We start from the raw sequence: 20,488 nt of genomic DNA on the forward strand, positions 1-20,488 counted from the left end.
ACCCTGAGGTGGCCGCGAAGCGGCCCACGAAGGGCATGCGCCAAAAGCGCCGCCAGCCGTCTGGCTGCGAGCGTCTGACCAATCGAGGGGGCCCGTGCATGGCGGCCATCGCCTCTGAATAATAAAAATGACTGGCATAGCTCTCGCCATGCACGGCGGCGATCGATGCGGGGCCAGATTGCATAGCTCTCCCGCCCGGGGGCTACCCCGGGTCGCCGTTCGAAAGGACGATGCAAAGCTGTGCACACCCTCGCCAGTTCCCCACCGGAACGTCGGCCTCCCGAAACCTGACAGGACAGGCCGCCGGCAGGTCACCGGCGGGACCCATCCCCACCACCGGGTCCTCACCCGGCTTGGCGGTAGAATAGGGGCAGGCGAGGGCGCGGGGATAAGTCTGCCGAGCCAGCCTCCCGCATGACGAGAAGGAGGGTGGCGGGGCCGCCGAATGCGGCTATCAAAGAGCCATGGAACCGTTGGACTTTATCAAGTAATGGCAGGCCTCCAGGCTCCTGCGTATCGATTTCCGACTCGCCATTCGGTCGAGGTGGGATGCTTCCAAGTAAAGAAGAGCAGCTGAACCTCATGCCGCTATCGTTCGACTTGGCGCATCGGCGCGATTCAGCTTGAGGATTACTGTCGTGCCTTCGCCCGGTATGCTTTGCACGTTCAACTGACCACTATTCAGAATTGCGATCGCATGCGCTAATGATAGACCCATGCCAATCCCTTCAAATTGACGGTTTAGTTTCTCATCGCCTTGGCGAAACGGTTCCATCACACGCGCCAATGTATTCTCGCACATACCCAAGCCTGTATCGGCAATACGCAGTGACACGCTTGTCGCGTCTTGATGGATCCCGATCGAGATATGGCCGTTTTCGCGATTGAATCTGACGGCATTAGAGATGATTTCGCGCAAGGCCATGACCATTTCGTCCGGGCGAGCCAGGAATGCCACGTTGTCTTTCTGACCGTCGATCGACAGGGTGATATTCCGTTTCGCGATCTCCATGCGACAGGGTTGTATTGCATCCTTCAGACAGCCTGCGACCGAAACACTGACTGGTGCTTCGTGGGTAGGGCTTGAGATAATCCGTGTATAGAACAAAACGCGGTTTATGAGGGAGAGCAACTCCTCACCGCTGGTGCGAATATGCCCCAGATAATCAGTAGAGATATCCTTCTGGCCTGCCTCGGCCTGTTCCTGCAAAATGCTGGACAGGCCGATGATATGCGTCAGGGGTGTGCGTAGTTCGTGGCTAATGATGGACATGAATGCCTTTCGCGCTTTTTCATCCACACTCTCGTCATTCGCGATCTCGCTGCCATCCCTGGCAAAACGAAAATCCTCCAGCGCATGGACGATGGCACGACGCAATTCGACGAATTCTGTCGGCTTGCGCAGGAAACGCATAACGTGGCCATCATTGATTGCGGCGATGGCAGTGTTCTGATCGGAATTGCCGGTCAGCATGATACGGCGGATATCCGGCCAACGATCTCGTGTTTGCTTCAACAAGTCGATCCCGTTCATGCCGGGCATCTGCATATCCGCAACGATGAGGGCGATATGGCCGTCCCTTTCAAGAATTGATAATGCCTCTTCGCCGTTTAGGGCGGTTTCGACACTGAACTCGGACGAAAGACGGCGCTTTAGCGCGGTGAGCAATCTAGGTTCGTCATCGACAAGCAGGATTTTTTCAGGAGGCATACTCATACTCAAACTCCTCAGGGTATGGGGTGATGTCGGCGGTGTGCAGTGGCAGGCTGATGCGGAAGGTCGTGGCGAACCCCTCAATTTCTACAAGGCTCAAGCGACCCTGATGGCCAGTGACGATATAGTCCTGCGCCAACGCCAGCCCCTGACCGGTACCCTTGCCGACCGGTTTCGTCGTGAAAAATGGATCAAATATGCGCTCGCGCAGAGCGGGTGGGATGCCATTGCCGGTGTCGGAAATGAACAGATGAGCCTGTTCCTCGTCGTAACAGGATCGTATGGCGACATCGCCCGTTCCTTGCTGTGTCTCCGCCACGGCGTCGATCGCGTTGAGCACAAGGTTCAACACGGTCTGCTGGATCTGGCTTCGCCGGCACAAGACAGGAGGCAGGGTCTCGTCGAGCTGCAGGCTGATCGTGGCAATGTTTTTCTGCTGGTTCCGACTGATGGTGACAACGTTGCGCACGACTTCGTTCAAGTCGACCGGTGACTTGTCGCCCGTGCCCGGGTGAGCGAATTCCTTCATGAGCCTTACAATGTCGCGAACTTGCCGGATACCGGCGCGGGCATCGTCAAGGGAAGCGCGGATTTCCCCGATCATCGTCACAAGGTTCACAGACGAATTGAATGCGTCAATTTCCGATACGAGATCATTTAGCGGTTCGATGTCGCTGGCGGCGGCACGCAGTTTCTCATAGCGCTGATAGGATTGGTTGATCAACTGCAGGGCTTCGCCCAGATAATCGATATTGTCGCCGATGAACTGTATCGGCGTATTGATCTCGTGGGCTATACCGCTGGACAGGGCGCCGATGGCTTCAAGGCGACGGGCTTCCTCCATCTGGCTTGCCATCTTCTGGTGCTGGCGTTCTTCTTCCAGCTTCTCGGTGATGTCCTGTATGATCAGGATGTAGTGGCATTCACGTCCGATCGGGCCCTTGTATCCTTTGATGTCCACGACCCGCGTTTCCCCGTCGGCGCGTGTCAAGAGCTGGCGGTCAAAGGTAAAATTCCCGCTCTTCGTCCTGTTCAACATCAGGCTCAGATTATGCACCAGCTTGTCGACCGACTGGTTGATCAGGCTATCATGCACATGGCCGGTCAACTGGCAGGAGTGCCTGTTGCAGATATGAATCCTGAAATCATCAGTGCACAAGATGACCCCGTCAGGGGCGTGGTTCATAAATTCCGAAAGCACCGATATCGAGTACTCCAGCTTCGCCTGCGAGGCTTGAAGCCTGCGGCTATTCTCGAACAGCTCCAGGCTTTTCGACTCCAGCAGCGCCTCTGCCTGTTTCCGGCTAGCCCGTTCTCGAGCGATGATCGCATTCATCCTGTCTTCAAGGTCACTCATGCCGCGACCTTTCGTATATCGAACCGGACCGACGATTCGTGGTCGACCTTCAGGGTCTCCCGCGTCAACGTGAACCGGCCGCCGAAATGGTCGAGGCAGCCCCTGATCAGGCCCTCACACAGATCACCGAGATGCCGGGTCGAGTGATAAATCAGCGTCATGCCGTCTTCGGTGCGGTCACCGATGTCGAAGCGCGGCAGCTCGGCGTCGGGATATAGCTTGTAGACCTCGCGATGGATTTGCTCCTCGATCGAGGCGAGGAAGGCGAGGGCGTCCTGGCTTTCGCCGAAAAAGCCCGGATAATTGACTGCAAACCGGCCGAACAGGTGTTGGCCGAATTTCTTCATGATCTCCGGCACCGACAGGCCGGTGCGCTGCGAAAACGCCGCCGCGAGGCGCGCCATCTCGCAGCCCGGATAGGTGCCGACCGCCGTGTAGACCCCGCCGGATGGCAGGTCGGCGGCCTCGATCACATCCTGCAGAAAGAACGTGTCATAGTTTTGCTCGATGAATTCGAACAGCTCGACAAAAACAACACCCTTCATGGTTCGCCCCTTGCTTATGGAGCTAAAAATGACCCCGAAAAATTGAATAAAAGTGTATTTTTTTATTTAACGCTTGTTAAGCATAGGTAGGGTTTCGATGGGCGCGCGCTGCTCGAAAGCGATTTAGTTCGCGCTGCGCTTAGCTGGATGGCATATGATACGACCGGGAGACACACCCACATCCCGCTTGATTTCACCCTGATCCTCAGCTATACGCCGCGCTTCACATGCGGGAGGTTTCCGGTTTGAAGACCAGCCGGGCCGTACCGCAACCCCTTCATCTGTGGCGCTCTTGGCTGGGCGTCATGCCAAACGGAAGGCTATATAATGGCTAAGAAAATCACTGGCTACCTGAAGCTTCAGGTGCCGGCGGGTGCTGCTACCCCGTCCCCTCCCATCGGTCCGGCTCTCGGTCAGCGCGGCCTGAACATCATGGAATTCTGCAAGGCGTTCAACGCGGCCTCGCAGGAGATGGAAAAGGGCATGCCGATCCCGACCGTGATCACGATCTTCTCTGATAAATCGTTCACGTTCGAGACCAAGTCGCCGCCTGCGTCCTACTTCCTGAAAAAGGCAGCCAAGCTGTCCAAGGGCGGCTCCGCCCCGGGCAAGGAAGTCGCCGGCACGGTTTCCGAGGCCCAGTGCCGCGAAATCGCCGAAGCGAAAATGAAAGACCTGAACGCAAACGACCTCGACGCCGCCACGAACATCATCAAGGGTTCGGCGCGCGCGATGGGCCTGAAAGTGGAGGGCTGATCCAATGGCGAAATTCACCAAGAAAATGGCTGCCCGCCGCGAAGCCCTCGACTTCGAAAAGGTCTATACGGTCGCTGATGCCGTCAGCACGCTGAAAGAACATGCCAGCGCCAAGTTCGACGAGAGCGTGGAAATCTCCATGAATCTCGGCGTCGACCCGCGCCACGCCGACCAGATGGTCCGCGGCGTCGTCAACCTGCCGAACGGCACGGGCAAGACCCTGCGCGTCGCAGTCTTCGCCAAGGACGCAAAGGCCGATGAGGCCCGCGCCGCCGGTGCCGACATTGTCGGTGCGGAAGACCTGGTCGAAGAGATCCAGAACGGCAAGTCGGACTTCGATCGCGTCATCGCGACGCCGGACATGATGCCGCTCGTCGGTCGTCTCGGCAAGGTACTGGGCCCGCGCGGCCTGATGCCGAACCCGAAAGTCGGCACGGTCACGCCGAACGTCGCCCAGGCCGTCAAGGACGCCAAGGGCGGTGCGGTACAGTTCCGCGTCGAGAAGGCTGGCATCGTCCATGCCGGTATCGGCAAGGCTTCCTTTGACAATGACAAGCTGGCCCAGAACGTGCGCGCCTTCATCGACGCCGTGAACAAGGCCAAGCCCTCTGGCGCGAAAGGCATCTACATCAAGAAGATCGCCATTTCCTCGACCATGGGCCCGGGCCTGAAGATCGACACGTCCGACGCGCTGTCTGCATAGGTAGGGGCCGCGTAAGGATTTTCGTCAGAACACGAATGATGAGGCCGCGCCGGGTGCGCGGCCTTTTTCGTTATGCCAATGATCTTCCTTTAAAGGGATCAGGGTCTGTTGCGGCCATACTTGTCGTGGCTCGAGACCCAGTCCCCGGCGAGCACAGCGGCGGAGAGCGACAGGTCGCCCGCCAGCACCGTCGCGGCGCAGATCTCGGCGAACTTCTCTACCTTGCCCTTGCCATAGCAGCCGAGCATGTCGAGGCATTCCTTCTGGGTCGCCAGCCCCGTGCCGCCGCCATAGGTTGCGACGATCAGCGAGGGCAGGGTGATCGACCAGTAGAGATCGCCATTGTCGAGCAGGTCGACATAGGTGATGCCCGCATGGGATTCGGCGATATTGGCGACATCCTGGCCGGTGGCGATGAACAGCGCCGTCAGCCCGTTGGCCGCATGCGGACCATTATTCGACGAGCCGGCGAGATAGCTGCCCGTTGTCGAAATATGGCGCTGGCGATAGACGCGCTCCGTGTCGACACGCATGACCCGCTGCAACACCTCGTTTGGGATGACCGCCTCGGCGACGACGCGGGCGCCGCGCGAATGCAGCGTGTTGAGCTGGGAGTGCTTCTTGTCGGTGTCGATGGCGCCCGACAGGGTGTAGCGCTGCACCTTGCCGTCATAGGCCTCCATGATCCATTCGCAGGCGGCGAAGGTCGCCTTGCCGCACATGTTCTGCCCGGCGGCATCACCGGTGGTGTAGTTGAAGCGCAGGTAGCGCAGCGGGCCGACGCCATATTGCTCGATATGGGAGAGCTTGCCGACGCTGGTGGTCGCCTCGGCGGCGGCGCGGACGCGGTCGAGATTGGCCTCCAGCCACGCGCCGAAGCTGCGGGCGTCTAGCGCATTGTCGAAATGGAAGACAGGCGCGCGCTGCATATAGCGCTCCAGCACGGTCGTCCTGATGCCGCCGCATTCGGCCAGCAGACGCATGCCGCGATTATAGCTGGCGACGAGCGTGCCCTCCGTCGTCGCCATCGGCACATAGAACTCACCCTTGGCATGCTCGCCGTCGATGACCAGTGGCCCGGCAAGGCCGATCGGCACCTGCGCCACGCCGAGGGCATGCTCGATATTGCCTTTCAGGATTTCCGGCTCGTAGGAAAAGCGCGTGACGTGGTCGAGGGTGACGCCGGTCTCCCGCGCGACGAAGTCCTGCCGCTCCCTGATGATGCCGGGGTCGTAGTCATTGCCCGACAGGCGCGGGATCGATTTGCGGTCCGGTTTCTCGGTCATTTCTGGCGCTCCTTCGTCGTTGTCGAGCGCGACCATAGCCAAAGCCTCCGGTGCTGTGCACAGTGGCATGCAGTTGCAACTGCATATTCCGGGCAGTCCGGGACCGACATTGGCATAAGGCGCTGGGAGCGCTATCATGCTGCCAACGATAAGCGATAAAGCAATCCAGGGAAGGAGAGCGGTCATGACCCAGACACTGACAGGGGCCAATCTCATCGCGGGCGAGGCCCGTGCCGGCGCGGGCGGGGCGTTTGCTGCCGTCGATCCGATGACGGGAGAGACGCTTCAACCGGAATATCATCACGCGACAAAAGAAGACATCGAGGAGGCCTGCCAGCTGGCGGGCTCGGCGGCGGGGCACATGGCGGCGATGACGCCGGATGCGCGGGCCGATCTTCTGGAGACGATCGCGGAGGGCCTCGAGGCGATCAAGCAGGATCTGGTCGGGCGGGTAATGCAGGAAACGGCACTGCCGCAGGCGCGGGTCGAGGGCGAGCTGGGGCGCACCTGCGGCCAGCTGCGGCTGTTTGCGGAGGAAGTGAGGGCAGGGCACTGGCAGGGTGTACGGATCGATCATGCGCTGCCGGATCGTGAACCATTGCCACGGCCTGATCTGCGCCAGCGCATGGTGCCGCTCGGGCCCGTCGCCGTGTTCGGCGCCAGCAACTTCCCGCTTGCCTTTTCGGTTGCCGGTGGCGATACGGCGTCGGCCTTTGCCGCCGGGTGCCCGGTGATCGCCAAGGCGCACCCCGCCCATCCGGGCACGTCGGAACTGGTCGGGCGGGCCATCGTCAAGGCGCTCGCCAAATGCGGTCTGCCCCATGGCTGCTTTGCTTTGGTGCATACGGACAATGACGGTGCAGGCGCGCTGGTCGAGAACCCGCGCATCAAGGCGGTCGGGTTTACCGGTTCACGCTCGGGTGGCCTTGCCATCGCCGCGCGGGCGGCGGCACGGCCTGAACCGATCCCGGTCTATGCGGAAATGTCGAGCATCAATCCGGTACTGCTGATGCCGGGTGCCTTGCGCGAGCGGGGTGCCGAGATCGGCACCGGCCTCGCCGGGTCGACGACGATGGGCGCGGGCCAGTTCTGCACCAATCCCGGGCTGGTCTTCGCTTTCGGCGAAGATGGCTATGACGCGTTTCGTGATGCGGCGGCGGGCGCGATCAAGGACGCCGCGCCGGGCACGATGCTGACCGGTGGCATATCTGATGCCTATGCCAGCGGCATTGCCGCGCTTGCCGAGCATAAGGGTGTGACGGAACTAGCGAGAGGCGGCACGTCCGACTGCGGTCAGCCGGCGGCGCTGTTCGAGACCGATCTCGACACCTTCGCCGGTGACAAGGCGCTGCAGGCGGAAGTGTTCGGGGCCGTCTCCCTGATCGTGCGGTGTGAGAGCATCGACCGGGCGCTGCCGGTGCTGGCCGGGCTGGAAGGCCAGCTGACCATCACCCTGCAGATGGAAGACAGCGACATCGAAACCGTCCGTCCCCTGATCCCGGTGCTGGAGCAGAAGGCGGGCCGCCTGCTGGTCAATGGCTTCCCGACAGGCGTCGAGGTCTGTCATGCCATGGTCCATGGCGGTCCGTTCCCGGCAACGAGCGACGGGCGCACGACGTCGGTCGGGTCGCTGGCGATCAATCGCTTCCTGCGGCCGGTCTGTTACCAGAATTTCCCGGAAGAGCTGCTGCCGGAGGCGCTGCGCGACGACAATCCGCAAGGTCTGTACCGCCGGGTTAACGGCGAGTACTGAGAGAAAAACAAGAGGGAGAGGGCCATGATATTCACATTCGATCCGGCCACGCACATGCCGGCTGACTGGCGCGAGGGGTTGTTCGCCGGGCGCATCGACAGGGGTGAGGGGCCTATGCCGGTTCTGATCCGCGGCGGCGAGGCGTTCGATGTCTCCGCCGAGGTGCCGACCGTTGCAGATCTGCTGGAGGTGGACGCCGCGAGCCTTTCGGGCAAGTCGCTAGGCCCGCTGGAAGAGTTGGGCCTTTCGGTTGCGGCTGATGCTTCCACACGTTTGTTGCCGCCGCCGGACCTGCAGTGCCTGAAGGCGGCGGGGGTGACCTTTGCCGTGTCAACGCTGGAGCGTGTGATCGAGGAGCGGGCGCGGGGCGATGCCTCTGCCGCTGCCGATATCCGTACCCGGCTGGAAGGCGTTGTTGGCGGGGCGATGAAGACCGTCGAGCCCGGCTCGCCCGCCGCCATGGCGCTGAAAGAGGCGCTGATCGCCGATGGGTTGTGGTCGCAATATCTGGAAGTCGCCATCGGTCCGGATGCGGAGATTTTCACCAAGGGGCCGGTGTTGTCCAGCGTTGGCTGGGGGCAGGATATCGGCGTGCGCTCGGATTCGCGCTGGAACAACCCCGAGCCAGAGGTGGTGCTGTTCGTCACCGGCGCGGGCAAGATCGTCGGGGCGAGCCTCGGCAATGATGTGAACTTGCGCGATTTCGAGGGCCGCTCGGCGCTTTTGCTGGGCAAGGCCAAGGACAATAACGCGTCCTGTGCCATCGGGCCGTTCATCCGCCTGTTCGATGATGGGTTCAGCCTTGATGATGTGCGGCAGATGGATATCACTCTGGAGATCGAAGGGCCTGAGGGCTTCACCCTATCGGGCGTCAATTCCATGGGCCAGATCAGCCGCGACCCCGCCGATATCGCGGCGCAGGCGATGAGCGAGCATCATTATCCCGATGGCTTCGCACTGTTCCTCGGTACCATGTTCGCCCCGACCGATGACCGCGACGGGCCGGGGCAGGGCTTTACTCATCACATGGGCGATGTGGTCTCGATCTCGTCGGAGCGTCTAGGTAGACTCGTCAATCGCGTGACCACCAGCAAGGAGGCACCGGCCTGGGAATTCGGTATCCGCGCGTTGATGGGTAATCTTGCTTCACGCGGTCTCTTGAAGAGCGCGTAAGGGAAATTCCATCCTCTGCCCCTGCAGGGGGTGGACATCGGCGCGATTTTCAGCCATATCGCCACTTCGCGAGGGCAACCTCGCACCCTGTCCGAGACTGCTGGTGAGGTTCTCCTCTTAATTTCCGGCATAGACTGTGGGGAAAGATCAGCCGGGCGCAAGCCTTTGGCGTTCAGACCTTGTTCAGGACAGGCTCTCGCTGTGATGCGACGGGCCTTTTTTAATGCCCCGATCATTCCAGCGATTTCGATGCCGCGATGCATGGATGGTCCATGTGTCGCCTGTAACCGGTCCCGGGCCATCATGGGCGGGGCCATAACCTGGAAAGTCTGTACTTATGCCAATGGACAGAAGCCAGAAATCGGAAATGGTCGACTGGATCGGCAATGTGTTTGACTCGAACGAAGTCGTTCTGGTCTTCCACAATACCGGTCTTTCCGTTTCCCAGGTCGCCGAACTGCGTACGCAAATGCGTGAAGCAGGCGGTGGCGTGAAGGTGGTGAAGAACCGCCTTGCCAAGATCGCCGTCAGCGGCAAATCGGGTGAGAAGATCTCCGACCTGTTCAAGGGTCCGACGGTTCTTGCTTACTCCGAAGACCCCGTAACGGCGCCGAAAGTGCTGACCAAATATGCCAAGGGTAACGACAAGGTTGTCATCCTCGGCGGCATCATGGGGGAAACCCCGCTTGACGAGTCTGGTGTTCAGGCCCTCGCCAACATGCCGTCGCGCGAAGAGATCCTGTCCTCCATCGCTGGCATGCTCGGCGCACCGGCAAGCAACCTTGCAGGGGCCATCGGCGCACCGGCAAGCAACATCGCCTCCATTCTCAAAACTCTGGAAGAACGCGAAGCCGCGTAACACTTTTAACCTCAAGGAACCATTACAATGGCTGATCTGAAGAAACTTGCTGAAGAACTCGTCAACCTGACCCTGCTGGAAGCTGGCGAGCTGAAAAACATCCTGAAAGACGAGTACGGCATCGAGCCGGCTGCCGGCGCTGTTGCCGTTGCCGCTCCGGGTGCTGGCGGTGGCGACGCTGGCGCCGCTGAAGAGAAAGACGAATTCGACGTCATTCTCGCTTCTGCCGGTGACAAGAAAATCAACGTCATCAAGGAAGTCCGTGCCATCACTGGTCTCGGCCTGAAAGAAGCCAAAGACCTGGTCGAAGGCGCACCGAAGCCGGTCAAGGAAGGCGTGAACAAAGCCGAAGCCGAAGAGCTGAAGAAAAAGCTCGAAGAAGCCGGCGCAACCGTCGAACTGAAATAGTCTTTTTAGAGACTGTTACGGAAAAGGCCCGCCATATTGGCGGGCCTTTTTTTGTGCCGCTCGATCGGGGGAGGATTTATTGCGGCACTGGAGAGGCGTCCATCTCCACCACTGACAGGCCGAGGATTTTCCAGTCGCCCTCGGACAGGCGGAAGAGAATATCGAAGCGCACTGCACGGGGGCGGAATTCGAACCCGCCGCGCAGGCGTAGATAGCCTGCCTCGTTGATCGCCGGTGGCATGTCCCATGTCGGGGAAATGCTCAGCGTACGGCTGAGGTCTACATTCTTGCTTCTTATTTCAGAAAAGAGCCCCGCCAGCTTTTCCGGTGACTGGCTGCGAACGAATTCCGGCGCACCGCTCTGGTGCAGCACGGCGTAATTGCCGGTCTCGTTGGCATCGTCAAGGGTGATCATGGTCGACCAGACAAGCCGGGCGAGGGTGTTCTCGTCCGGCATGTTCTCGTTTGACATGTCTTGCGCTGCTGCCTTGAGTGGCAACAGCATGAAAAGGACAGCGAGCGCCAGGGGGAAGGCGCTCGCCGCTTTTGACAGCACCCGGTGGCCAGAGAGGCAGCCATGGGTGGTGGCAGGTGCTGTCAATTTCTGTGACCCGTTCATGATCGCTCTACCAGGCAGCGTTGAAACCGGCGCGGGCGCCCATTTCGCTGTTGGAGCCGAAGCCAGTGGCAACACCTGCGGACAGGGACCACGTGTCATCGACACGGTAGGCGCCGGAGAAGGCAACGGCGTTCTCGTCAGCGAAGTGACCGACACCGCCGGAGATGCCCCATGTCTTGCCGACCGGGATATACGGCGTGTCCATCGCCATCGCCATGGCGACACCGAGGCGGTTCTCCTCGATCATTTCGCGGCTCTCGGCAGTGTAGGCGACGACACCGTCAATGCGCATGCCGTTATTGCCGATCATGTCCCACATCATGCCGCCATCCGTGGCGAGGTTGCCGTTGGCATCCGATGTCACGACCTGCACGCTGCCGGACTGGGCGTCGCGGCTGGCCTGCGAGGTGATACCGGCCATGGTGTAGGTGTTGGATGCCGTACCGACAGCGACCTGGTTCTCCCGGGTCGTTGTGGCACCGGCACCGAGGGCCATGGAGTTGGCAAAACCGGCGGTGGAGTTGGAGCCGACTGCCGTGGCATTCAGGCCCGTGGCACTTGCCGCTTCACCGACGGCGAGCGTGCGTTCGCCATTGGCGCTGGCAAGGTGACCAATGGCGTGAGCGCGTTCGCCCGTTGCATTGGCCTGCCAGCCAAAGGCGGTTGCTGCCGTTCCATCGGCGACGCTTTCGCCACCAACTGCGGTTGTCGATGTGCCGGTTGCAGAGGCGCTGTCGCCGACTGCGAGGGCATCCGTGCCGTCCGCCATGGCCTGGTTGCCGATGGCTGTGGAGTTGGCACTCATCGCCGTGGCCGCTTCGCCGACAGCCATGGAGTAGTCGCCATTTGCCGAGGCAAGGTGACCGATGGCGTGGGCGCGTTCACCCACGGCACTGGAGCGCCAGCCAAAGGCCGTTGCCGCGATGCCGTCAGCCATGGCTTCGCCACCGACTGCAGTGGTGGAGGTGCCATTGGCCATGGCGTCAGCACCGATGGCGATGGCGTCTACGCCGGTTGCCGATGCGCCGATGCCGTCATCGTCATTGGCATTGCCGCCAAGGGCGATGGAGCCGTCGGAATTGGCCTGGGCGTTGTCGCCGCCGGCATAGGAATAGGCGCCGTCAGCGGTTGCGGCTTCACCGACAGCCGTCGAGCGGGTGCCCGATGCGGCGGCGAGGTGACCGAAGGCCTGGGCGCGGACGCCAGTGGCAGAGGACTGCCAGCCGACAGCTGTGGTGCCGGCTTCCGTCGCAACGCTTTCGCCGCCGATGGCCGTGGACGATGTGCCGGTTGCACTTGCCTCGTTACCGATCGCAACAGCGTCCTGACCGGTTGCCGTGCTGTCATCGCCAAAGGCGGTCGAGCCGGTACCGTCAGCAACGGCATTGTCACCGATAGCGGTGGAGTCCATGCCGGAACCATTCGTGGTGATCATCGTACCGGATGCCATGGCAACGGAGCGCAGCTGGCCGTTCTCGTCGACGGTGACATAGTTGCGCTCGCCGGTGGCGACGCCGCTGCCCATGCCGGTCAGGTAGTACAGATGATCGGCATTGCCGAGCACGAACATATTGTCGCCCGAGGCGGTCACGTTCGAGCCGATGGCAACGGCATTGTTGCCGGTCGCGCTTGCCGCTTCGCCGACAGCGAGGGTGAAGTCGCCATCTGCATTGGCCAGGTGGCCAAAGGCGTGAGCCCGTTCACCGGTTGCTGTCGCCTGCCAGCCAAAGGCTGTTGCGGCCGTGCCGTCTGCAACGCTTTCACCGCCGACAGCGGTCGTTGACGTGCCGACAGCCGAGGCCATGTCACCGATGGAAAGAGCATCCGTGCCGTCAGCCATCGCGCCATTGCCGATCGCCGTCGCATTGGCCGACATTGCGGTCGCTGCCTCGCCGATGGCAAGGGAGAAATCGCCCTGGGCGTTTGCAAGGTGACCGAATGCGTGGGCGCGCTCGCCGGTTGCGTTGGCCTGCCAGCCAAAGGCTGTGGCGGCCGTGCCATTGGCGACACTCTCGCCGCCGACTGCTGTCGTCGAGGTGCCGGTTGCCATTGCGCTGTCACCGATGGACAGGGCATCGACACCGTCAGCCATGGCAGCATTGCCGATAGCCGTGGAATTCGCCGAGGCAGCCATCGCGGCTTCGCCGATGGCAAGGGTGAAGTCACCTTGCGCAGAGGCCAGGTGGCCGAAAGCATGGGCGCGTTCGCCGGTGGCATTAGCACGCCAGCCATAGGCTGTTGCGGCGATGCCGTCTGCAACGCTTTCTCCGCCTACGGATGTTGTCGATGTACCGGTCGCCGAGGCACTGTCGCCGATCGCCAGGGCATCGACCCCGTCAGCCATGGCAGCATTGCCGATGGCCGTGGAGTTTGCCGAGGCAGCCATGGCTGCTTCACCGATGGCGAGGGTGAAATCGCCTTGTGCCGAAGCCAGGTGGCCGAAGGCATGGGCGCGCTCGCCCGTTGCATCAGCCTGCCAGCCAAAGGCAGTTGCGGCCGTGCCATTGGCGACGCTTTCACCACCGACAGCGGTCGTGGACGTGCCGGTGGCAGACGCCATGTCGCCGATGGACAGGGCATCGGTGCCGTCTGCCATGGCGCCATTGCCGATAGCGGTGGAATTCGCCGAGGCAGCCATTGCCGCTTCGCCGATTGCCAGCGAGAAGTCACCGGTAGCGGTGGCGAGGTGACCGAAGGCATGGGCGCGAACGCCGGTGGCATTGGCCTGCCAGCCGAACGCGGTCGCTGCGGTGCCATTGGCAACGCTCTCGCCGCCTACTGCCGTGCTCGAAGTGCCGGTCGCCGAAGCCATGTCACCGATGGACAGGGCATCGACGCCGTCAGCCATTGCACCATTGCCGATGGCGGTTGAATTGGCAGATGTTGCCATGGCCGCTTCACCGATAGCCAGCGAGAAGTCGCCGGTTGCCGTGGCAAGGTGACCAAAGGCATGGGCACGTTCACCCATCGCCATGGACTGCCAGCCGAAAGCAGTAGCGGCGAGACCGTCGGCGACACTTTCTCCGCCTACGGCAGTTGTCGAGTTGCCATTGGCAACAGAGTCTTCACCAATGGCAGTGGCATCGACGCCAGTTGCAGAAGCGCCGGTACCATCACCGTCGGCGTCGCCGCCAACGGCAGTGGAGCCTTCACCGGATGCCGTGGCATTGACGCCGCATTCGGTCGCGCCTGTACCAGTGCCGTCATTACAGTCAGCCGTGGCGTCAGCATATGCGCCATTGCTGACAGCAAGCGCGAGTGCACTCGAGGCAGCGAGAAGCCCCACCCGTTTGTGGGCGGACAGTTTCAATCTAGTCATGGAAAATCCTCCTGATCACCCGTAGAGCATCGCTCTTTGATTGCGATGACGGGCAGTTTCTCTCTCAAGCCTGTTTGGCAGGCTTAGGGAGATACGGGTCCATGACGAAAAGGGTTGCAAAGAATTTTAAAAAAATATTCAGATTACGGTAATTCTGACGTAATGATGCGCATACCGCCCATACTAATAAGTACGCACGCGAATAGTGCGCATATGCAGCAGGTCAATAGTAACAAGAGCGAATCTTATCAATAAGTGCGGACTTGGCCGATTGCGATGACGCGGTCGGACGGCAGGCCGCTGGCAGAACCCGTCGGCAACTCCTCCAGGCTGACGGCGAGGGCGACCCCGGCCTCCAGGTATTGCAGGATCTGTTCGGACAGGGTGATCGTACCGCCATCAGCCGGGAAGACACCTAGCGAACGCGGCGTGCCATCCGCCGGTATCACCCACAGCTCGGTGTAGAGGTCTTCCACAGCGAGGTTCTGGACATCTATGGAAGCAAGCCCCGTTGCCGGGTCGATCCGCACGGACAGGATGCCCTCCACAGCTGGTGGTGTCAGCGAAGCGATCAGGATGGGCGCGCTGGTAGCAGGCTTGCTCGGCGGGCTGCTGATCATGACGGCCAGGAAGATGGCGGCGAGGGCGCCCAACGCGATGCTCGCGCCACGCCAGAAGGCCAGCGAATGCCACAGGCCGCGTTGCTCCGAAATCTGGTCTTCGCCACCGAACAATGAGGCCATCACGCGCTCCCTGACGCGTGGTGAGGGGGCGATGGCGGCAACCTCGTCAAGGAAGGGCACGAAGTAATTCGTCCAGCGCCAGACCATCGCTGCGAAACCTGCGTCGGATTCCAGCCGGGCCTCGGCATGGCGGCGCTCATCGGTATCGAGCACGCCAAGGGCGTATTCGCCGGCGAAGATTTCGTCTTCAGGAATGTCTTGTGTCGTGTCGCTCATGATGTGCGCGGGGTCTTTTCAGTTATGCCATGCGGCGTTGATTACTTCGCGTTTTCGGGCTCGGCCTCGATACACTGCTTCAGGGCCATCAGCCCGCGGCGCACCATGCTCTTTATCGTGCCGAGCGGCCGCTTGGTCATGTCGGCGAGCTGCTGGTATTTCAGCCCGCCCAGATAAGCTTCACGGATCACTTCTGCCCGGTCGGCATCCAGTTCGTCGAGGCATTGGTGAAGCCGGGAGACTTCTCCCGTCAGCACGGCGCTGTCCTCCGGGGACGGGCGCTCATCCTCCATATACTTTTCCGACTCGCCATCGCCGGTCACCTCGCGGCGCTTGCGCAGCCGGTCAATAGCCGAGTTCCGGGCAATCGCCATCAGCCACGACATGGCAGATGCCTTGCTCACGGCGTAGGAATCCGCCTTGCGCCATATCTTGATGAAGCATTCCTGCAGTGCTTCTTCCGCTTCCTGCCTGTCATGGAGAATACGCAGGGTTACGCCGAAAAGTTTCGCGGAGGTGTGAGAATATAACTCGTCGAAGGCCCGCCGGTCCTTCAGTGTCACGCGTGACAGCAGGGCCTCGATCGTTTCACGGTCGCTCATGCAGGCATCCCCCTCGATGGTTTTTCCATAGAGTAGAGGAGTTTAAGGCGCGCGGCGAGGCGGACCACCATGTTCCATCATGTTATGTGACGATTTCCCTCGAATTAGGGCAAAAAAATCCACATCAGGGGGTTGCGGTGCTGTGCCGAGGTGATTATTAACACCATCTCCCTGCGTGAGCGATTGCGTGGGGGAAAAGGCTTTGCGGCACGTGCGAGAATTATTCGTTAAATAAAATCTGGAATTCCAAGAACGCGGTCTGCTTGCGTGACCCGCGTGTTTTTGCGCATGGACAATTTGCGCAAGAGTCACAAGCGGGCGAACCGGACGGCGTTCCATTCAATGTGAGGACTACATGGCCCAATCTTTCGTCGAGAAAAAGCGCATTCGCAAGAGTTTTGGCCGGATCGGTGATGCGGCAACCATGCCCAACCTGATCCAGGTGCAGAAAGACTCTTATGAGAATTTCCTCCAGCGCTTCGTCAAACCGGAAGACAGGGTGAGGGATGGTCTCGAAGCGGTGTTCAAGTCGGTATTCCCGATCACCGATTTCACCGAGACGGCATATCTCGAATATGTTTCCTATGAATTCGAAGAGCCGAAATATGACGTGGAAGAGTGCCAGCAGCGCGACATGACCTATGCCGCGCCGCTGAAGGTCACCCTGCGCCTGGTCGTGTTCGATGTCGATGAAGACACGGGCGCCAAGTCGGTCAAGGACATCAAGGAACAGGATGTCTATATGGGCGACATCCCGATCATGACCGACAACGGTACTTTCGTGATCAACGGGACAGAGCGCGTCATCGTCTCCCAGATGCACCGCTCGCCGGGCGTTTTCTTCGACCACGACAAGGGCAAGACCCACTCATCGGGCAAGTTGCTGTTTGCTGCGCGGATCATTCCGTATCGCGGCTCCTGGCTCGATTTCGAGTTCGACCCGAAAGACATCGTCAATGTCCGCATCGACCGCCGCCGCAAGCTGCCGGCGACGACGCTGCTCTATGCCCTCGGCATGGACCAGGAAGACATCCTTGAGGCCTTCTATAACCGCGTGCCGCACACGAAAGTAAAAGAAGGCTGGACCCGTCCGTTCAATGCTGACCGGATGAAGGGCGTCAAGGCCGATCGCGACCTTATCGATGCCAAGACCGGCGACGTACTGGTCGAGGCCGGCAAGAAGGTCACGGCCCGCACGGCCAAGCAACTCGCCGAGAAAGGTGTCGAAAGCCTGCTGCTGACCGATGATGACATGATCGGTCGTTATTTCGCCAAGGATCTCGTCAATCGCGAGACGGGTGAGATCTATGCCGAAGCCGGTGACGAAATCACTGCCGACAAGCTGGAAGAGCTGGCCGAAATCGGAATCGACGAGTTCGAGACCCTCGACATCGACCACACCAATATCGGCGGGTACCTGCGCAACACGCTGAACGCCGACAAGAACGCCAATCGCGACATGGCGCTGATCGATATCTATCGTGTCATGCGTCCGGGCGAGCCGCCGACACTGGAAACGGCAGAGGCGCTGTTCTCCGGCCTGTTCTTCGATGACGAGCGCTATGACCTGTCCGCCGTTGGCCGGGTAAAAATGAACATGCGTCTCGGCTTCGAGGCGACAGACGAGCCGCGCATCCTGCGCAAGGAAGACATCCTGGCTGTCCTGAAGACGCTCGCGAACCTGCGCGACGGCAAGGGCGAAATCGACGACATCGACAACCTCGGCAACCGCCGTGTCCGTTCCGTCGGCGAGCTGATGGAGAACCAGTACCGCATTGGTCTTCTGCGCATGGAACGCGCCATCAAGGAGCGCATGTCCTCGGTAGAGATCGAGACGATCATGCCGCATGACCTGATCAACGCGAAACCGGCTGCCGCTGCCGTTCGTGAATTCTTCGGCTCCTCGCAGCTGTCGCAGTTCATGGACCAGACCAACCCGCTGTCGGAAATCACCCACAAGCGCCGCATGTCCGCGCTCGGGCCGGGCGGCCTGACCCGCGAACGCGCAGGCTTCGAGGTGCGCGACGTTCACCCGACCCACTATGGCCGGATCTGCCCGATCGAGACGCCGGAAGGCCCGAACATCGGTCTGATCAACTCGCTTGCCACCCACGCACAGGTCAACAAGTACGGCTTCATCGAAAGCCCGTATCGCAAGGTGATCGACGGCAAGGTGACGAACGAAGTCGTTTATCTGTCCGCCATGGAAGAACAGCGCCACGCGATCGCCCAGGCGAACGCAGAGCTGAACGAGGACGGCTCGCTGGCCAATGAGCTGGTCAACTGCCGTTATCAGGGCGATGCGCTGCTCGTGCCTCGTGAGGAAGTTGCCTATATCGACGTTTCGCCGAAGCAGCTCGTTTCCGTTGCCGCCGCGCTGATCCCGTTCCTGGAGAACGACGACGCCAACCGCGCGCTCATGGGCTCGAACATGCAACGCCAGGCCGTGCCGCTGCTGCAGGCTGAAGCACCCTATGTCGGGACCGGCATGGAATCGGTTGTTGCCCGCGACTCCGGGGCCGCGCTGACAGCCCGCCGCACCGGTATCGTCGAGCAGGTCGATGCGACCCGTATCGTTATCCGCGCGACGGAAGAGAAAGACCCGACCAAGCCGGGTGTCGACATCTATAACCTGCGCAAGTTCCAGCGCTCCAACCAGAACACCTGCATCAACCAGCGTCCGCTGGTGAAGATCGGTGACAAGGTCAAGGGCGGCGACATCATCGTCGACGGTCCGTCCACGGATCTTGGCGAGCTGGCGCTGGGCAAGAACGTGCTTGTCGCGTTCATGCCGTGGAACGGCTACAACTTCGAGGACTCGATCCTGATCAGTGAGCGGATCGTGCGCGATGACGTCTTCACCTCGATCCATATCGAGGAATTCGAGGTCATGGCCCGCGACACCAAGCTGGGGCCGGAAGAGATCACCCGCGATATCCCGAACGTCTCCGAGGAAGCCCTGCGCAACCTCGACGAGGCCGGCATCGTTGCCATCGGCGCGGAAATCCACCCGGGCGATATCCTCGTCGGCAAGATCACGCCGAAGGGCGAAAGCCCGATGACGCCGGAGGAGAAACTCCTGCGCGCCATCTTCGGTGAGAAAGCCTCCGATGTTCGCGACACCTCGCTGAAACTGCCGCCGGGCGTTGCCGGGACGGTCGTGGAGGTCCGCGTCTTCAACCGCCACGGTGTGGAGAAGGACGAACGCGCCATCGCCATCGAGCGTGAGGAAATCGAGCGTCTTGCAAAAGACCGCGACGACGAACTCGCGATCCTCGAGCGCAACATCTTCGGTCGCCTGAAGGAAATCCTCGTCGGCAAGAACGCCGTCTCCGGTCCGAAAGGCTTCGAGAGCGGCACCGTCACCGAGGAGATCCTCGAGGACGACCTGTCGAAAGGCCAGTGGTGGAAGATCGCACTCGACGACGAAGCCGCCATGGAAGAGGTCGAGGCGCTCAAGAAGCAATATGACGAGAGCCGTGCCCGTCTCGAAGCACGCTTCGAAGACAAGGTCGACAAGCTGCGTCGTGGTGACGAGATGCCTCCGGGCGTCATGAAGATGGTCAAGGTCTTCGTTGCCGTGAAGCGCAAGCTGCAGCCGGGCGACAAGATGGCCGGCCGTCACGGCAACAAGGGTGTCATCTCCAAGATCGCCCCGATGGAAGACATGCCGTTCCTGGAAGACGGGACGCCGGTCGACATCGTGCTGAACCCGCTGGGCGTGCCCTCGCGCATGAACGTCGGTCAGATCCTCGAGACACACATGGGCTGGGCCTGCCGTGGTCTCGGCGTCCAGATCGGCGAGCTGCTCGAAGCGTTCGAGCGTGAAGGCAAGAAGGACGAGTATGTCGCCAAGCTGAAAGAGGTCTATGGCGAGGATCAGGAGCTGCCGCGCACCAATGCGGAGCTGGCTGAGCTTGGCTCGAACCTCGTGCGCGGTGTGCCGATCGGCACGCCGGTCTTCGACGGTGCCCGCGAGCCGGATATTGTCGAGATGCTGAAAAAGGCAGGGCTGGATGAGTCCGGTCAGGTCACGCTGTATGATGGCCGCACCGGCGAGAAATTCGCCCGTCCGGTCACCGTCGGCTACAAGTATCTGCTCAAGCTGCACCACCTGGTCGACGACAAGATCCACGCCCGTTCGATCGGCCCGTACTCGCTCGTTACCCAGCAGCCGCTGGGCGGCAAGGCGCAGTTCGGCGGCCAGCGCTTCGGCGAGATGGAGGTCTGGGCCCTGGAAGCATATGGCGCGGCTTACACGCTGCAGGAAATGCTGACAGTCAAGTCCGACGACGTCGCCGGCCGGACCAAGGTCTACGAGGCGATCGTCCGTGGCGACGACTCGTTCGAGGCCGGTATCCCGGAAAGCTTCAACGTTCTGGTCAAGGAGATGCGCTCCCTCGGCCTCAACGTGGAACTGCAGAACCGATAATGG

15 protein-coding genes are annotated in these 20,488 nt (G+C 61.0%); 7 read left to right on the forward strand and 8 right to left on the reverse strand.

Going from position 1 to position 20,488, the window contains the following annotated elements; translation table 11 throughout:
* Positions 1-580: 580 nt before the first annotated feature.
* The 3 genes from FF098_RS05240 to FF098_RS05250 are packed head-to-tail and all read right to left on the reverse strand — an operon-like array spanning position 581 to position 3,616.
* Complete coding sequence (locus FF098_RS05240) at positions 581-1,717, reverse strand: sensor histidine kinase (RefSeq protein ID WP_155138136.1); 1,137 nt, start codon at positions 1,715-1,717, stop codon at positions 581-583.
* Complete coding sequence (locus FF098_RS05245; protein WP_155138138.1) at positions 1,701-3,071, reverse strand: PAS domain-containing sensor histidine kinase; 1,371 nt, start codon at positions 3,069-3,071, stop codon at positions 1,701-1,703. Before FF098_RS05245 ends, FF098_RS05240 begins: the two co-directional genes overlap by 17 nt.
* A complete protein-coding gene (locus FF098_RS05250; protein WP_155138140.1) occupies positions 3,068-3,616 on the reverse strand; it encodes a heme NO-binding domain-containing protein in 549 nt (182 codons plus the stop codon). The genes FF098_RS05245 and FF098_RS05250 overlap by 4 nt, the downstream gene beginning before the upstream one ends.
* A gap of 327 nt (positions 3,617-3,943) precedes the next feature.
* Between FF098_RS05250 and rplK the strand changes: the two genes are divergently transcribed.
* A complete protein-coding gene (rplK, locus tag FF098_RS05255; protein ID WP_155138142.1) occupies positions 3,944-4,372 on the forward strand; it encodes a 50S ribosomal protein L11 in 429 nt (142 codons plus the stop codon).
* A 4-nt stretch (positions 4,373-4,376) separates the two neighbouring features.
* The gene (gene rplA / locus FF098_RS05260; RefSeq protein ID WP_155138144.1) at positions 4,377-5,075 is read left to right on the forward strand and encodes a 50S ribosomal protein L1; all 699 of its coding nucleotides are present in this window, start codon (positions 4,377-4,379) and stop codon (positions 5,073-5,075) included.
* 98 nt (positions 5,076-5,173) lie between these two features.
* Here rplA and FF098_RS05265 read toward each other — a convergent pair whose 3' ends face one another.
* Positions 5,174-6,361 carry a hydroxymethylglutaryl-CoA reductase gene (locus FF098_RS05265; protein ID WP_155138146.1) on the reverse strand — a complete coding sequence of 396 codons (1,188 nt, stop codon included), beginning with the start codon at positions 6,359-6,361 and terminating at the stop codon, positions 5,174-5,176.
* Positions 6,362-6,545: 184 nt separating this feature from the next.
* Here FF098_RS05265 and FF098_RS05270 point away from each other — a divergent pair, with 184 nt between their 5' ends.
* The 4 genes from FF098_RS05270 to rplL all read left to right on the forward strand — a co-directional run bounded on the left by FF098_RS05270 (position 6,546) and on the right by rplL (position 10,554).
* Complete coding sequence (locus tag FF098_RS05270; protein ID WP_155138148.1) at positions 6,546-8,114, forward strand: aldehyde dehydrogenase (NADP(+)); 1,569 nt, start codon at positions 6,546-6,548, stop codon at positions 8,112-8,114.
* A 24-nt stretch (positions 8,115-8,138) separates the two neighbouring features.
* Entirely contained in the window at positions 8,139-9,287 is a 1,149-nt protein-coding gene (locus tag FF098_RS05275; protein ID WP_155138150.1) for a fumarylacetoacetate hydrolase family protein, read from the forward strand.
* A gap of 343 nt (positions 9,288-9,630) precedes the next feature.
* Positions 9,631-10,146, forward strand: coding sequence for a 50S ribosomal protein L10 (gene rplJ / locus FF098_RS05280; protein WP_155139418.1), 516 nt, complete (start codon positions 9,631-9,633; stop codon positions 10,144-10,146).
* A 27-nt stretch (positions 10,147-10,173) separates the two neighbouring features.
* On the forward strand, positions 10,174-10,554 hold the full coding sequence (gene rplL / locus FF098_RS05285) for a 50S ribosomal protein L7/L12 (RefSeq protein WP_155138152.1): 381 nt from the start codon (positions 10,174-10,176) through the stop codon (positions 10,552-10,554).
* Between the two features lie 76 nt (positions 10,555-10,630).
* Here the strand turns inward: rplL and FF098_RS05290 are convergent, their stop codons facing one another.
* The 4 genes from FF098_RS05290 to FF098_RS05305 all read right to left on the reverse strand — a co-directional run bounded on the left by FF098_RS05290 (position 10,631) and on the right by FF098_RS05305 (position 16,053).
* Positions 10,631-11,155, reverse strand: coding sequence for a hypothetical protein (locus tag FF098_RS05290; RefSeq protein ID WP_155138154.1), 525 nt, complete (start codon positions 11,153-11,155; stop codon positions 10,631-10,633).
* Between the two features lie 25 nt (positions 11,156-11,180).
* Positions 11,181-14,492, reverse strand: coding sequence for a YadA-like family protein (locus FF098_RS05295; RefSeq protein WP_155138156.1), 3,312 nt, complete (start codon positions 14,490-14,492; stop codon positions 11,181-11,183).
* 248 nt (positions 14,493-14,740) lie between these two features.
* Positions 14,741-15,451: an anti-sigma factor gene (locus FF098_RS05300; RefSeq protein ID WP_155138158.1), complete on the reverse strand. Its 711-nt coding sequence runs from the start codon at positions 15,449-15,451 to the stop codon at positions 14,741-14,743.
* A 41-nt stretch (positions 15,452-15,492) separates the two neighbouring features.
* Entirely contained in the window at positions 15,493-16,053 is a 561-nt protein-coding gene (locus FF098_RS05305; RefSeq protein WP_155138160.1) for a sigma-70 family RNA polymerase sigma factor, read from the reverse strand.
* A gap of 355 nt (positions 16,054-16,408) precedes the next feature.
* Here FF098_RS05305 and rpoB point away from each other — a divergent pair, with 355 nt between their 5' ends.
* Positions 16,409-20,485 carry a DNA-directed RNA polymerase subunit beta gene (gene rpoB / locus FF098_RS05310; RefSeq protein WP_155138162.1) on the forward strand — a complete coding sequence of 1,359 codons (4,077 nt, stop codon included), beginning with the start codon at positions 16,409-16,411 and terminating at the stop codon, positions 20,483-20,485.
* The last annotated feature ends 3 nt before the right edge of the window (positions 20,486-20,488 follow it).

The organism is Aquisalinus luteolus, from assembly GCF_009712425.2.
GTDB lineage: Bacteria > Pseudomonadota > Alphaproteobacteria > Caulobacterales > Parvularculaceae > Aquisalinus > Aquisalinus luteolus.